The following is a 12,830-nucleotide window of genomic DNA, read 5'->3' as shown; positions in this document are numbered from 1 at the left end:
GCGCAGTCGTCGACGACAAGTGCCGGCACACCCGGCGTTACGATCGGTTCGTGATCAACGTGAAGGACGTCGTGCGACGGGTGCTCTACCCGGCCTACGAGTCCCGGGTGGTGAAGCGCCTGCCCCACGACCAGATCCCGCAGCACGTCGGCGTGATGCTCGACGGCAACCGGCGATGGGCCAAGGCGGTCGGTCTCGACACGGCCGAGGGCTACCAGGCCGGCGCCGACAACATCCGTCCCCTCCTGGTCTGGTGCGAGGAGGTCGGGGTGAAGGTGGTCACGCTCTGGCTGCTCTCGAGCGACAACCTCACCAACCGTCCCGCCGAGCAGCTCACCGGCCTGCTCACGATCATCGAGGGCGCGGTCGAGTCGCTGGCCGAGGCACGCCGTTGGCGGATCCACCCGGTCGGTGCCCTCGACCTGCTGCCGCCCGAGACAGCCGCGAAGCTCAAGGCGGCGGAGGAGGCGACCCGCGACATCGACGGGCTGCTGGTCAACGTCGCCGTGGGCTACGGCGGGCGCCGCGAGATCGCCGACGCGGTCCGCGCGCTGCTCTCCGACCACGCCACGAAGGGCACCTCGCTCGAGGAGCTGGCCGACAGCATCGACGTCGAGCACATCGCCGAGCACCTCTACACCAAGGGCCAGCCCGACCCCGACCTGGTGATCCGCACCTCGGGCGAGCAGCGCCTCGGCGGCTTCCTGCTCTGGCAGTCGGCCAACTCGGAGTTCTACTTCTGCGAGGCGCTCTGGCCCGACTTCCGCCGGGTCGACTTCCTGCGCGCGATCCGCGCGTACGCCGCCCGCGAGCGCCGCTTCGGCGGCTGACCGCGGCCCCCGGCCGTTGCCTCGTCGTGACCTCGCGTTCGGGCGTGTCGAACCGGATCGCGGTGTGACCAAGCGTACTTTCGCGATATCGGCAGGTGGGGAAGCCTGCTGTACCGGGAGGCACACCGTGGGCACTCAGAGGGGAGCTCTCCGGTCCGTTGAATGACATCGGGCCGGGCGAGGAGTGCGCGCGCCGACCCGCAGCAAGGGGTTAGTCGTGGCCAGCAGCAAGACCTCACCCAGCACCACCCGCCGCACCTACGTCCTGGACACGAGCGTCCTTCTCGCCGACCCGGCCGCGACCAAGCGCTTCGCTGAGCACGAGGTGGTGCTGCCAGTGGTCGTCATCACCGAGCTGGAGGGCAAGCGCCACCACCCGGAGCTGGGGTTCTTCGCCCGCTCCGCGCTGCGGGCCCTCGACGAGCTGCGCATCGTCAACGGGCGCCTCGACCAGCCGGTGCCCGTCGGCACCGAGGGCGGCACGCTCCGCGTCGAGCTCAACCACACCGACGCCGACTCGCTGCCGTCCGGGTTCAGGCTCGGCGACAACGACACCCGCATCCTCGCCGTCGCGCGCAACCTCGCCGACGAGGGGCACCGGGTCACCCTGGTCAGCAAGGACCTCCCGCTGCGGATCAAGGCCTCGGCCGTCGGGCTCGACGCCGAGGAGTACCGCGCCGAGGCCGTCAGCAGCTCCGACACCGGCTACACCGGCATGGCCGAGCTCGAGGTGCCCGCGGGCGACCTCGACGAGCTCTACGAGGACGGGGTGATCGACCTCGCCGAGGCGCGCGACCTGCCCTGCCACAACGGCCTCGTCCTGCTCTCCGAGCGCGGCACGGCGCTGGGCCGCGTCGGTGCGGACAAGCGCGTGCACCTCGTGCGCGGCGACCGCGACGCCTTCGGGATCCACGGGCGTTCGGCCGAGCAGCGGGTGGCGCTGGAGATGCTGCTCGACCCCGAGGTCGGCATCGTCTCCCTCGGCGGGCGCGCCGGCACGGGCAAGTCCGCGATGGCGCTGTGCGCGGGCCTCGAGGCCGTGATGGAGCGTCGCCAGCACACCAAGGTCGTCGTCTTCCGGCCGCTGTTCGCCGTCGGCGGCCAGGAGCTCGGCTACCTGCCGGGCTCGGAGGGGGAGAAGATGTCGCCCTGGGCGCAGGCCGTCTTCGACACCCTCGGCGCGCTGGTCTCGCGCGAGGTCGTCGACGAGGTGATGGACCGCGGGATGCTCGAGGTGCTCCCGCTGACCCACATCCGCGGCCGTTCGCTCCACGACGCCTTCGTCATCGTCGACGAGGCCCAGTCGCTCGAGCGCAACGTGCTGCTCACCGTGCTCTCGCGCATCGGCGCCAACTCCAAGGTCGTGCTCACCCACGACGTGGCCCAGCGCGACAACCTGCGGGTGGGGCGCCACGACGGCATCGTGGCGGTCGTGGAGAAGCTCAAGGGCCACCCGCTGTTCGCCCACGTCACGCTGACCCGATCGGAGCGTTCGCCCATCGCCGCCCTGGTCACCGAGATGCTGGAGGACGTCACCCTCTGACCTCGCGCTGTGGCGGAGAAGACACCGGCGTGCCGGTGCTGGTGTGACCCCTGAGGTCAGGCGTATCTCATGTGACGAAAGGGACAGCACCGGATGTGGCGTTTGGTTTGCACGGCTCCTGAGGCTCCTGCATGGTGGCTCGTGACCGCTTCGTGACCTGGGCCGTTCGGCCCGGGTCCGCGCGGTCGCTCCACGCCCGGCTCCACCGGGGCGTGGCACCCCGTCGTCTACCCCGTGAGCCCCCGTGTCGAAGTCCGACAAGCACGTCCCGAAGCACCGCGCGCCCGGCCGGCACAAGTCCGTGCGCGCCCCGCGTCGACCCCTGCGCACCAGCGTGGCGCTGACCGGCCTGGCCGTCGCCGTGACCGGCATGAGCGTCACCGGCGGTCTCGCGCTCGATGAGCCGCGCGTGCCCTCTCCGATCGCTGCCGACCCGGCGAGCTCGACGGCCGGCGCGTCCGGTGCCACCGGCACGACCGCCGGCACGGCTGCTGGCACCACCACCGCTGGCGGCACCACCGACGGTGCCGAGACGGTCGCCGACACCGAGTCGAGCGCCGGTGAGCTCGAGCGGCGCTCCTCGCGGGCCGTCGTCTCGCGCGCGGCCCGCCGCACCGACCGCGTCAAGGCCACCGCGCTCGAGATGTCCGGTGGTGCGGCGGTGACGCGCTCGGAGAAGCTGTCCGACGGCGACCCGCGCGACATCGCCCGCGCCCTGCTGCCGGCCTACGGCTTCTCCGCCGACCAGTTCTCGTGCCTGGACTCGCTCTACGTCAGCGAGTCCAACTGGCGCGTCGACGCCGACAACCCGACGTCCTCGGCCTACGGCATCCCGCAGGCCCTCACGCAGCTGCACGACCTGCCCGACGACTACATGACCTCCGCCGAGGCGCAGATCCGCTGGGGGCTCGACTACATCCGCGACACCTACGGCACCCCCTGCAGCGCGTGGAGCTTCAAGCAGGCCAACGGCTGGTACTGATCCCCCGTTCGATTGACTCCAGCCGCCGGTTCCACCATCCGGGGTGCTCTGCTGCCTGCTGCCGCAGCCTGGCGTACTCGCGAGGCGTGGCCCACCGCAGCACGGGCGCCACCGCGAGTGCCGTCACAGCGCCCCACCGCCACTTGCTGCGGTTCTCCAGAGTCCCGCGACCCCGGCGACAGCCGGCGCCTGGAGGATCACGTTGTAGGGCCGACGACCGGCCCCTCGAGCCCTTCGTGCTCGGTCGACCACGGCAGGCCGGCGCGCCACCTGCGAGGCCAGCTGCTGTAGTGCCCGACGACCGCTGCGAGGAAGAAGCCGTTCGCGATCGCGTACGTACGGTCACCGCGCGGGCTCACGAGCCGACCGGCGGGCACGTACGCGGCAGCGGCGGAGAGCGCGAACGTCCCGGCAGCCGCTCGTACGCCGACATGTGGCGCCAGCGGCACCGCGACGCCCGCCACGAGCTCGTAGCAGACGTGACCGGCGATCGCGACGATGCCGAGGCGGGTCCAGTGACGTTCAGCCATCCGGTCCCGTACCCCAAGACGCCGGCCGGCACGAGCACCTCACGGCCGGCGGCTGCACTCGACGTCCTGACGTGCCCTGGCCGGGGGCGGCTCATGCCGATGTGAGGACGCGTTCTCGCGGCGTCGGGCATGACAGTCTGCGGCCATGGCACACGAGACAGGGCGCGACACGATCGCCGACCCGTCCGTTGTGACGACGCGCGACGAGTTCGGATGGTTCGTGGAGGAGGTGCTCCGCGACTATGTCGATGCGGGACGCGTCGAGTGGGAGAACTCGACCGTCGAACGCCTTCTGGATGCGTTGACCGCCTTCTCAACCGCTCCGGTGGAGACCGATGTGGACTACGACCAAGAGGCACCCTCAGGGCGTCTGTTCGCCGAGATGGTCCGCGCGGCCACTGGCTACGAGTAGGCACCCGCATCTGCCGCGACCCGTGCGTCCGCTCACGTCGATGAGTCCGTCTCCCAGGCCGCTGTTGCAGTCGCGTGGTCACCGTTGACCTGCTGCGCGTGAAGTCCCCGGGCGCAGCCGTCTCGGGTCTCATGACGACGGGACTGCTGAGCGATGGCTGGCACTCGCTCCTTCACCGGCTGGCACTCCTCTTCCTGGCGGTTGCCTTCTTGGTCGCCGGTTGGTGGCAGCTGAGACCGGGCGTACGCGCTGAGTTCCTGCGGCGGCCCAAGTCCACGGACGACCCCGACTGGCTTCGTCGAACGTCCGCTCATGCCGCCTGAGCCCACACCGATGTCCTGACGCCGATGCGCCAGAATGTGACCATGGGTTGGCGGGGAGTAGTGCGGACTGACAACGGTCACCGCCTGACTCCGAGATGGGTCACGCGTAGCCGCTTGCCTGACATGCTTCCGGGCGTTCTGTGGCGCCGTGGAGTCGTTCTTTTCGGTGGTCGATTGCACTTCTGCGTGGGCAACCTTGAAGCCGCGCATCGAACCCATCGAGTGGAAGGGCTACGACTGGCTCGTCGGGCACCGGCCCTACGACGGGCCTCATCGCGAACGTGAGCCCAACCGCTTCGATGACCCTGACTCTTACGAAGACCTCGGCTGACGGAGAACGTCCGGGGTCTGCCGCTGACATGCGCGGATCTGCCGATGAGCGGTTGACGGTGCCATGCTGCGTCCATGGATGAGCCCTCAGGTCCCAAGCCGCTTATCAGTGGTCGCGGCATGTTGCGGATCGAGGACTTCTGCCGAAGCACCGGTCTCGCCCGGGCCACAGTGGAGGAACTAATGCGCGCCGGGCGTCTCGACGGGGTGCTGTGGACGCCTGAGGAACCGAGCCACCCGGTCGGGATCTTTGACGATGTACTGCCCTCGTCGGAGGCACTCGCCGCCCTGGGGCTGCAGGCAAGTGATGACTACGATCCCGATGCCCTCCGATCGTTCGAGATGACCGACGACGAAGATGCTGAGGGCGGCGCGTAGTCACTACATCACTTGCCCAGACGCCCGGATCTGCCGCGATGAGCGTGCGGATCTGCCGAGATGAGGGCGCCGGGCGAGCGGGGTGGCCGCCAGCGTTCGCGTCCCCAGGTGCAGTGGGGCGCGTTCGACGCGCCAAGAGCTCGGCACGATCCCGTCGGGGCTGCGCTCGCGTCGTAGAACGGCTTGCCGACCTAGAGTTCGACGCATGACCGCTGCCCTGAGTTGGCGTCTGTTGCGTCAACATGAGTTGACTATCACGGGAGAAGTCAACTACGGTTGACCGCATGACAGAGGTCGATCTTGCCCGCATCACCGAGAACGCTGATCCGCTCCAAGCCCTGCGCGATACAACCGCGCTGCGCCGCCGACTGGAGGGACAGGAGGAAGTCCTGGTGCACCGCGCTCGGGTGTCAGGGACCACGTGGACGCAGATCGCTGAAGCGCTCGGTGTGACGAAGCAGGCCGTTCACAAGAAGTACGGCGGCCGACGCCTGTTCGGGCGGACGGAGGCATGACGGTGACGAACTCGCTCCTCGATGATCTGGCGGGACGATCAGCGGAACGCCTCGGCGCCACACAGCGGGGGGTCGTCATGGTGGGGGCGTTACACCACGGGCAGTCGGCAGTGCACGGCGCAGATCCCGGCACGCAGTTCGAGATCGGTTCCGTCACCAAGACGTTCACCGCCCTTGCGTTGGCCCGGCTCGTCGTGCGCGGTGTCGTGGAACTTGACCAACCGCTGAACGACCTTCTGCCGCGCGACATCACGGCCCCAGAACGCGGCGGCGAGGTCATCAGGCTGGGGCACCTGGCCTCCCACACTTCTGGCCTTCCAGGCCTGCCCAAAGGACTCCTGGCGCGGGGGCTCTTCCGATCAGATCCCTACGCCGGATGCACCGGCGAGTTCCTGATGGACGGACTGCGGCGCACCCGTTTGCGATCGGTGCCCGGTGTCCGCGTTCACTACTCCAACCTCGGTGCCGGCTTACTGGGACTTGTTCTGGCACGCCACATCGGTACCGACTACGACACCCTCATTCAGGGCGAGATCTGCCGGCCCCTGGGCATGAGCGATACCCGCGTGGTGCTCGACGCCGAAGGGACGGCCCGACTGGCAACCGGCCACTCCCGCCTGGGACGCCCACGCCCACCTTGGCACCTTGGCGCCCTCGCCGGCGCCGGTGGTCTGCACTCCACTGTGCCCGATCTGCTCAAGTTCGCGCGTGCTCACCTCGGTTCAGCACCTGACGAGCTCGCGGAAGCCATCGCTCTCAACCGGGCCACTTCCCACCGCATCAACGCGAGAGCTGCGATCCATCCCGGCTGGATCGCAGCCACCCCGCCCCGCAGCGAGCATCGAGTCATGTTCCACAACGGCGGCACCGGCGGCTACCGCAGCCTGCTGGCCATCGCTCCTGAACACCACGCCGCGGTCGTCATCCTCAACGCCAACAACCGATCCGTGGACCGTCCCGGCCTTAATCTGCTCAAACAGATCATCGACTCCGGGCCAGGCCCCAACACCGTCCCGGTCGCCGCCGTCGCCTGATCGACCGGGCCCAGATGGTCAACGTCACACCGAGCCGAAAGTCCTGGCAGGTCGCCGCACTGGCGCAGGGGTGGTGGGTCGGACCGGCTACTTTGCTGCGGAGACTCCACCGGGGATGGACAAAGCCACACCTGCTGGCGAGGACTCACACGGTCTGGACATTGCGGTCGTCGGTGACGTGATCAGCATGATGTGGGATTACGGCATACGGGTCCCGCTGTGGGATGAGGGGGGAGCCCTGCCCGACGAACCTCAGTGGCTGCGGGAAGTGCTTGGACTGAGTGACTCGCTGATCGAAGACCTCACGAGGTGGGGCGACGACATGCTTGGTCTGGATGCAACCCCAAGTCTCAGGACAGAGGAAGCGTACGAGGCCCTAGACCTGCGCGCCCAGGCACTGGCGCAACGACTACAGCAGGAAGTCGGCTCCCGGTACACGATCAAGTACCGCGCCTGGTAACAGCGGCCGCCGAGCGCTACCCAGGGCGTGCGCATGCGTAGCGACGGCGGGTATCAGTTGCGCCACAGCCTGAGCTTGTCGGGGTTGCGCATTACCCAGAGCGAGAGGATCGCGCCGTCAGCGATGTCGAAAGCGACCACCGTGGACGCAACCCCGGCCTCGAGACCAACCAGTCCTGGCTGCCCGTTGACCGTCTGCTCGCTGAGAGTGAGGTGAGGGGACGCTGCGGCGACCTCGACCAGGGTTTGGGCGATCTTCTCGGCGCCTGTGACTGGGCGCAGCTCGGCTGTAGCGCGACCTCCGCCGTCGGCGACCGCGGTGGCTTTCGGGTCCAGAAGCCCTATCAGGGCTTGGATGTCGTGTGACTCCCAGGCGTCCTTGAAGGCGCGGATGACGGCGGACTGCTCCCGGGTCGGAGCAGGTGGGGTCCGGGCCACGCCAATGCGCCGTCGTGCCGAGGTCGCCAGCTGGCGACAGGCCTCGGGTGTGCGGCCCACGATCTCGGCGACCTCGGCAAAGGGGTAGCGGTAGACGTCGTGCAAGACGAACGAGACCCGCTCGGCCGGCGTCAACGAGTCGAGGACCACCAGGAGAGCCATGTGGACCGACTCATCCAGGCTCACGCGCTCGGCAGGGTCTAGCGCTGTGGTGGAGGGTCCGTAGAGGGCCTTGGTGTGTCCAGGCAGCGGGTCCGGCAGCCATTCCCCGATGTACCGCTCTCGCCGTGCGCGTGCCGAACCGAGCATGTCGAGGCAGATGCGACTGGCCACGGTCGTCAGCCAAGCCCCCGGGGACTTGACAGCCTCTCTGGCAGAGGGGGCCAGCGAGTACCAGCGCACGTAGGTTTCCTGCAGGACGTCCTCGGCGTCAGCGGTGGACCCAAGGAGTCGGTAGGCCAAGCGAAGCAGCTGCCGCCGTTCGCTGGTGATGTCGGCCAGGTCGGAGTCTCCTGGCAGCGCCCTGGCCTCCGGGTCGTCGGGTCGCTCAGTCATCGCCACTCCTTGTTGCTGTTCGTCGCACTCAAGTCTCCGACGAAATAGTGGTGGCGTTCGTGAGCCGGCCTCACCTCACAACTGTCGAGGCTGCCTCGTCGGGTGTTGCAGGAGGGGGCACGACGCCGAGCAGTGGGGCTGAGTCCGCGCTGGCACGTGGCCGTCGGGCCGCCTTGAACGAGGAGATGTGGATGAATATCGCGCTGTGGATCCTGACGGGTGGCCTCGCCCTCGTCTTCCTCGCCAGCGGGGCGCAGAAGCTGACCCGGTCGCGAGAAGAGCTGATTGCCTCCGGGCTCACGTTCGCCGAAGACTTCAGTGACGGTGCGGTCCGCGCGATCGGGGTCCTGGAGATCATGGCTGCTGCAGGCCTGATCCTCCCCGCCGCCGTCGGCCTGGTGCCCGTCCTGGTGCCCCTGGCTGCAGTCGGCCTGGTTCTGCTCATGATCGGTGCCGCTGTTGTCCACCTGCGCCGAGGGGAGAGCAAGGCTGTCCTCGTCAATCTGGGGTTCCTCATGCTCGCCGCGTTGGTTGCGGCGGGTCGGTTCGGCCCGGAGTCCTTCGCGTCATGAAGAACCGCGCGGTCCTCGTTGCTGGACTCGTGATCGGCGCAGCCGGCATCGCAATCTTGTGGGCTGCCGGAGTGGAGTTCCCGGTGGCTGTGCCACCCGGCCTGGTCATCTTGCTGGTTGGTGCCGGCCTGGTCGCAGGCGTCCGCAGGCGTTGGTCGGACGGGGTCGGCGGGTTCCTCGGATTGTTCGTTGTCGTGGGCTTCGTGTTGAGCGGCATCAATGGCGAAGGTTTCGACAATCTGCTCGGCCGCAACGGTGCCGATGTGGCCTTGGGCCAGATCGTGCAGCTGATCGGGGTAGTCACAGCTGCGATCAGCGGGGCGCTCCTGCTGCGGGGCAATGACCAACCGACGAACCCGGGTCCCTGAGAGTCGTCCTGGTGGCGACAGAACGCCGTGGGCTCGGCTTGTGTGCGCAGCCTCGCCGCCGCACCGCCTGATCCGCACCGCCTGCCCGCGGCCACAGGCCCGTCGCTCGTGCGACCAAGGCCACAGCCGCTGCCGTTGGCGGCGTGCAGACCACCTGCATCCAGCTCGGAGGCGCACTGGGCACCGCCGTGCTGTCGGCCGTCGTGGCCGGCAAGGTGTCGACCTCGCTGCACGGCACCGCCGCGCCCGCCGGGACGGAGGAGGCCGCGTCGGCCGGAGTCCCGATCCCCGGCCTGCCGCAGGCGGCCGAGGCGTTCATGAGCGGCCTGCACACCGGCCTCGTGGTCTCCGCCGTGCTGGTCTGGGCGGCGGCGCTGCTGGCGCTGCTGGCGCTGCGGCTGCGCGAGCAGCCGCCCCGCGACCTCGCCACGGTGCTCGAGGAGACCGTCGGGGGCGAGGCCGGACACCCCTGAGCACGCGTCAGACGGGGCGCACCACGGTCGACATCACGCAGTTCTTGAGTCCCTTGGGCCGGTCGTAGGCGAACCCGAGCCGTTCGTAGAGTCGCCGGGTGCCGTTGTAGAGGAACGACGACGACATCTTCTTGGTCTGCTCGGTGAGGTCGTGGGGGTACGCCTCCACGACCCCGCCGCCCGCCTCGGCGATGAGGTCCAGCGCCCCACGGATCGCGACCTCGCTGACGCCGAGCCGGCGGTGGCGGCGGTCGACGAAGACGCAGGTGATGCGCCAGTCGGGGTCGGCGGTCTTCTCGGCGTCGTACTGCTTGCGGTGGTGGAGGCTGGGCAGCTCGAGCGGCGTGCCGTACTCCGCCCACGCGATCGCCTCGTCGCCGTCGAGGACCAGAGCGGCGTGCGCCTCGCCCCGTTCGACGTAGGACCTCTTGAGCGCGCGATTGGCCTCGGCCCCCTGGCCGCGCTCGGGGGCGTCGGGATGGAACCAGATGCACCAGCAGCCGCCGAAGATGCCGTTGTGCCGCTCGACCAGCGCCTCGAAGGCGGGCCAGGTCTCCGGCGTGAGGGGACGGACCTCGTACGTCGTGTCGTCGCTCATCCGGTGACGGTAGGACGAGATCAGGACGATCGGCGTCCGGTCATCGACTCGACGTCGAGGGCGGCATCGAGCTGCTCCTCGGTCAGGTCGCCGCGCTCGATGTAGCCCATCGCGATGACCGTCTCCCGGATGGTCGCCCCGTCGGCGAGCGCCTTCTTGGCGACCTTGGCCGCCTGCTCGTAGCCGAGGTGGGCGTTGAGTGGGGTCACCACCGAGGGTGACGACTCGGCGTAGCGCCGCATCCGCTCGGTGTCGGCGGTGATGCCGTCGACGCACCGCTCGGCGAGCAGGACCGTCGAGGTGGACAGCACGTGGATCGACTCGAGCAGCGCGTGCGCCATGACGGGCATCATCACGTTGAGCTCGAAGCTGCCCGACGCCCCGGCCCAGGCGATGGTCGCGTCGTTGCCGACGACCCGCGCGCAGACCATCAGCGTCGCCTCGGGCAGCACCGGGTTGACCTTGCCCGGCATGATGCTCGACCCGGGTTGGAGGTCGGGGAGGCGGATCTCCGCGAGGCCCGTGGTGGGGCCGGACGACATCCAGCGCAGGTCGTTGCAGATCTTGGTCAGGCCCACGGCGACGGTGCGCAGCACGCCGGACAGCTCGACCAGCGAGTCGCGCGTGCCCTGCGCCTCGAAGTGGTCGCGCGCCTCGGTGAACTCCTGCCCGGTCCGGTCGCTGAGCGCGGCGATCGCGCGCTCGGCGAAGGCGGCGGGGGTATTGATGCCGGTGCCGACGGCGGTGCCGCCGAGGGGTAGCTCGCGCACCCGGGGGAGCACCGCCTCGAGGCGCTCGACGCCCAGGCGCAGGGTGGCGGCGTAGGCCCCCATCTCCTGCCCGAGGGTGACGGGCGTGGCGTCCATCAGGTGGGTGCGCCCGGACTTCACCGCGTCGGCGAACTCCTCGGCCTTGCCCTCGAACGACGTCGCCAGCCGGTCGAGCGCGGGGAGCAGGTCGTCGACGACGGCGAGGGTCGCCGCGACGTGGATGCTGGTCGGGAACGTGTCGTTGCTGCTCTGCGAGGCGTTGACGTGGTCGTTGGGGTGCACGTCGACGCCCGCGCGGGAGGCCAGGGTCGCGATCACCTCGTTGGCGTTCATGTTGGAGCTGGTGCCCGACCCGGTCTGGAAGACGTCGATGGGGAACTCGGCGTCGTGCGTGCCGGCGACGATGGCGTCGGCGGCCGCGACGATGGCCTCTGCCTGCTCGGGGCGTACGACGCTGAGCGCGGCGTTGGCCGTGGCGGCGGCGGCCTTCACGTGGGCCAGCGCCTGCACGTGCCGGGGCTGGAGCGTCAGGCCGCTGATCGGGAAGTTCTCGATCGCGCGCTGCGTCTGGGCCCGCCACAGGGCGTCGCGAGGCACTTCGACCTCGCCCATGGAGTCGTGCTCGGTGCGTGTCTCGCTCACGGCCCGACCGTACCCAGTTCGCCGGGTTCTCGCGACGGGCGAGGGGTGGGGGGTCCTTGACAAATTGGTAACGCCGCAGTTACCAATAGAGGCATGGACCCGTTCGTCGCCCTCGCCGACCCCCTGCGCCGCGACCTCGTGGCCCGGTTGTCGCACGGGCCGTCGCGGGTGGTCGACCTGGCTGCCGGCCGCGACGTCAGCCGGCCGGCCATCAGCCGCCACCTCCGGGTGCTCGGCGAGGCGGGCCTGGTGGAGGCCGAGGACCGGGGGCGCGAGCGGCACTACCGCCTCCGGCCCGACGGGCTGGCCGCCGTCACCGAGTGGCTGGCGGCGCTCGACCCCACCGGCGCGCCGCCGCCGCGGTTCGCCCAGTCGGCGTTCGACGGGCTCGACCTCGAGGTCCGCCGCGCCGGACGCGACCGCCGGGCGGGCGATGCCGCGACCGGCACATCCACCCCACAGCAGGAGGACACCGCATGAGCAGCACCGTGATGACCGGCCGGCGCGAGGAGCGCGACGGGAGCACCCTGCTCGTGATCGAGCGGGAGTTCCGGGCCCCCGTCGACGACGTGTGGGCGGCCTGCACCGACCCGACCCGCATGGAGCGGTGGATCGGGACGTGGCGCGGCGACCCGGCTGCCGGTCCGGTGACGTTCTGGATGACCGCGGAGGGCGACGACGTCGCGGGCGAGGAGTGGGACGTGCTGGTGTGCGAGCCGCCGCGCCGCTTCGTGGCACGGGGCCGGGACCCGCAGCCCTTCAGCGAGGACGGCTCGGGGGACACGGCCCACTGGGAGCTCGAGCTCGAGCTGACGGAGGCCGACGGCGTCACGTCCCTCCGGTTCGTCCAGGTGCTGGATCCCGGAGGGCCGCGCGTCGACATGGCCGCGAGCGTGGGCCCGGGCTGGGAGTACTACCTCGACCGGCTGGGGGCCGCGCTGTCCGGCGACCCGGTGGGCGCCGTCGACTGGGAGGCCTACGTCGGCGGGTCCTCGCACTACCGGCGGCTCTTCACCTGAGCGTGCCTGATCCCGCTTGAGCGGGCCTGACCCCGCTTGAGCGGGCTTGGTCCCGCCCG

Annotated in this window: 18 protein-coding genes; 14 read left to right on the top strand and 4 right to left on the bottom strand. The window is 69.9% G+C overall.

The window, feature by feature from the left end; genetic code table 11:
• Positions 1-50 precede the first annotated feature (50 nt).
• The 3 genes from JX575_RS15185 to JX575_RS15175 all read left to right on the top strand — a co-directional run bounded on the left by JX575_RS15185 (position 51) and on the right by JX575_RS15175 (position 3,355).
• The gene (locus JX575_RS15185; RefSeq protein WP_186340493.1) at positions 51-830 is read left to right on the top strand and encodes an isoprenyl transferase; all 780 of its coding nucleotides are present in this window, start codon (positions 51-53) and stop codon (positions 828-830) included.
• A gap of 217 nt (positions 831-1,047) precedes the next feature.
• Positions 1,048-2,373: a PhoH family protein gene (locus JX575_RS15180; protein WP_186340494.1), complete on the top strand. Its 1,326-nt coding sequence runs from the start codon at positions 1,048-1,050 to the stop codon at positions 2,371-2,373.
• A gap of 244 nt (positions 2,374-2,617) precedes the next feature.
• On the top strand, positions 2,618-3,355 hold the full coding sequence (locus JX575_RS15175; protein ID WP_186340495.1) for a lytic transglycosylase domain-containing protein: 738 nt from the start codon (positions 2,618-2,620) through the stop codon (positions 3,353-3,355).
• Positions 3,356-3,552: 197 nt separating this feature from the next.
• On the opposite strand, the gene JX575_RS15170 is transcribed toward JX575_RS15175, so the two are convergent.
• Complete coding sequence (locus JX575_RS15170) at positions 3,553-3,885, bottom strand: hypothetical protein (RefSeq protein ID WP_186340496.1); 333 nt, start codon at positions 3,883-3,885, stop codon at positions 3,553-3,555.
• A gap of 145 nt (positions 3,886-4,030) precedes the next feature.
• Between JX575_RS15170 and JX575_RS15165 the strand changes: the two genes are divergently transcribed.
• From JX575_RS15165 to JX575_RS15140, 6 genes are all read left to right on the top strand, one after another.
• A complete protein-coding gene (locus tag JX575_RS15165) occupies positions 4,031-4,297 on the top strand; it encodes a hypothetical protein (RefSeq protein WP_186340497.1) in 267 nt (88 codons plus the stop codon).
• A gap of 471 nt (positions 4,298-4,768) precedes the next feature.
• Positions 4,769-4,951, top strand: a complete 183-nt coding sequence (locus tag JX575_RS15160; RefSeq protein WP_186340498.1) for a hypothetical protein — start codon at positions 4,769-4,771, stop codon at positions 4,949-4,951.
• A 74-nt stretch (positions 4,952-5,025) separates the two neighbouring features.
• Positions 5,026-5,328 (top strand): hypothetical protein, encoded by a 303-nt coding sequence (locus JX575_RS15155; RefSeq protein ID WP_186340499.1) that lies wholly within the window; start codon positions 5,026-5,028, stop codon positions 5,326-5,328.
• 284 nt (positions 5,329-5,612) lie between these two features.
• Positions 5,613-5,843 carry a hypothetical protein gene (locus JX575_RS15150; protein WP_186340500.1) on the top strand — a complete coding sequence of 77 codons (231 nt, stop codon included), beginning with the start codon at positions 5,613-5,615 and terminating at the stop codon, positions 5,841-5,843.
• Positions 5,840-6,877, top strand: coding sequence for a serine hydrolase domain-containing protein (locus JX575_RS15145; protein WP_186340501.1), 1,038 nt, complete (start codon positions 5,840-5,842; stop codon positions 6,875-6,877). Before JX575_RS15150 ends, JX575_RS15145 begins: the two co-directional genes overlap by 4 nt.
• 115 nt (positions 6,878-6,992) lie before the next feature.
• On the top strand, positions 6,993-7,337 hold the full coding sequence (locus JX575_RS15140; protein WP_186340502.1) for a hypothetical protein: 345 nt from the start codon (positions 6,993-6,995) through the stop codon (positions 7,335-7,337).
• Positions 7,338-7,390: 53 nt separating this feature from the next.
• Here the strand turns inward: JX575_RS15140 and sigJ are convergent, their stop codons facing one another.
• A complete protein-coding gene (sigJ, locus tag JX575_RS15135) occupies positions 7,391-8,329 on the bottom strand; it encodes an RNA polymerase sigma factor SigJ (protein ID WP_186340503.1) in 939 nt (312 codons plus the stop codon).
• A gap of 191 nt (positions 8,330-8,520) precedes the next feature.
• On the opposite strand from sigJ, the gene JX575_RS15130 reads away from it, so the two are divergent.
• The 3 genes from JX575_RS15130 (at position 8,521) to JX575_RS15120 (ending at position 9,742) form a co-directional block, all read left to right on the top strand.
• The gene (locus JX575_RS15130; protein ID WP_186340504.1) at positions 8,521-8,901 is read left to right on the top strand and encodes a DoxX family protein; all 381 of its coding nucleotides are present in this window, start codon (positions 8,521-8,523) and stop codon (positions 8,899-8,901) included.
• Complete coding sequence (locus tag JX575_RS15125) at positions 8,898-9,269, top strand: hypothetical protein (protein ID WP_186340505.1); 372 nt, start codon at positions 8,898-8,900, stop codon at positions 9,267-9,269. Before JX575_RS15130 ends, JX575_RS15125 begins: the two co-directional genes overlap by 4 nt.
• Before the next feature lie 143 nt (positions 9,270-9,412).
• Positions 9,413-9,742, top strand: a complete 330-nt coding sequence (locus JX575_RS15120) for a hypothetical protein (RefSeq protein WP_186340506.1) — start codon at positions 9,413-9,415, stop codon at positions 9,740-9,742.
• A 7-nt stretch (positions 9,743-9,749) separates the two neighbouring features.
• On the opposite strand, the gene JX575_RS15115 is transcribed toward JX575_RS15120, so the two are convergent.
• Positions 9,750-10,340: a GNAT family N-acetyltransferase gene (locus tag JX575_RS15115; RefSeq protein ID WP_186340507.1), complete on the bottom strand. Its 591-nt coding sequence runs from the start codon at positions 10,338-10,340 to the stop codon at positions 9,750-9,752.
• 20 nt (positions 10,341-10,360) lie between these two features.
• Entirely contained in the window at positions 10,361-11,752 is a 1,392-nt protein-coding gene (locus tag JX575_RS15110; protein ID WP_277395299.1) for a class II fumarate hydratase, read from the bottom strand.
• 93 nt (positions 11,753-11,845) lie between these two features.
• On the opposite strand from JX575_RS15110, the gene JX575_RS15105 reads away from it, so the two are divergent.
• Together JX575_RS15105 and JX575_RS15100 are read left to right on the top strand one after the other, a co-directional pair.
• Positions 11,846-12,232: a metalloregulator ArsR/SmtB family transcription factor gene (locus JX575_RS15105; RefSeq protein WP_186340508.1), complete on the top strand. Its 387-nt coding sequence runs from the start codon at positions 11,846-11,848 to the stop codon at positions 12,230-12,232.
• Entirely contained in the window at positions 12,229-12,771 is a 543-nt protein-coding gene (locus tag JX575_RS15100) for an SRPBCC family protein (RefSeq protein WP_186340509.1), read from the top strand. The genes JX575_RS15105 and JX575_RS15100 overlap by 4 nt, the downstream gene beginning before the upstream one ends.
• The last annotated feature ends 59 nt before the right edge of the window (positions 12,772-12,830 follow it).

The sequence above is a fragment of the Nocardioides sp. zg-1228 genome (assembly GCF_017086465.1).
Taxonomy (GTDB): Bacteria; Actinomycetota; Actinomycetes; order Propionibacteriales; family Nocardioidaceae; genus Nocardioides.
The sequence above is the reverse complement of the archived record's forward strand: the minus strand, read 5'-3'. Positions and strand labels throughout refer to the sequence as shown.

What these genes read in the sequence shown, in the direction of transcription:
- JX575_RS15155 (WP_186340499.1), top strand. Translation starts at nt 5,026, where the DNA reads ATGGATGAGCCCTCAGGTCCCAAGCCGCTTATCAGTGGTCGCGGCATG.
- JX575_RS15145 (WP_186340501.1), top strand. Translation starts at nt 5,840, where the DNA reads ATGACGGTGACGAACTCGCTCCTCGATGATCTGGCGGGACGATCAGCG.
- JX575_RS15130 (WP_186340504.1), top strand. Translation starts at nt 8,521, where the DNA reads ATGAATATCGCGCTGTGGATCCTGACGGGTGGCCTCGCCCTCGTCTTC.
- JX575_RS15170 (WP_186340496.1), bottom strand. Translation starts at nt 3,885, where the DNA reads ATGGCTGAACGTCACTGGACCCGCCTCGGCATCGTCGCGATCGCCGGT.
- JX575_RS15115 (WP_186340507.1), bottom strand. Translation starts at nt 10,340, where the DNA reads ATGAGCGACGACACGACGTACGAGGTCCGTCCCCTCACGCCGGAGACC.
- JX575_RS15125 (WP_186340505.1), top strand. Translation starts at nt 8,898, where the DNA reads ATGAAGAACCGCGCGGTCCTCGTTGCTGGACTCGTGATCGGCGCAGCC.
- JX575_RS15105 (WP_186340508.1), top strand. Translation starts at nt 11,846, where the DNA reads ATGGACCCGTTCGTCGCCCTCGCCGACCCCCTGCGCCGCGACCTCGTG.
- JX575_RS15165 (WP_186340497.1), top strand. Translation starts at nt 4,031, where the DNA reads ATGGCACACGAGACAGGGCGCGACACGATCGCCGACCCGTCCGTTGTG.
- JX575_RS15150 (WP_186340500.1), top strand. Translation starts at nt 5,613, where the DNA reads ATGACAGAGGTCGATCTTGCCCGCATCACCGAGAACGCTGATCCGCTC.
- sigJ (WP_186340503.1), bottom strand. Translation starts at nt 8,329, where the DNA reads ATGACTGAGCGACCCGACGACCCGGAGGCCAGGGCGCTGCCAGGAGAC.
- JX575_RS15100 (WP_186340509.1), top strand. Translation starts at nt 12,229, where the DNA reads ATGAGCAGCACCGTGATGACCGGCCGGCGCGAGGAGCGCGACGGGAGC.
- JX575_RS15140 (WP_186340502.1), top strand. Translation starts at nt 6,993, where the DNA reads ATGGACAAAGCCACACCTGCTGGCGAGGACTCACACGGTCTGGACATT.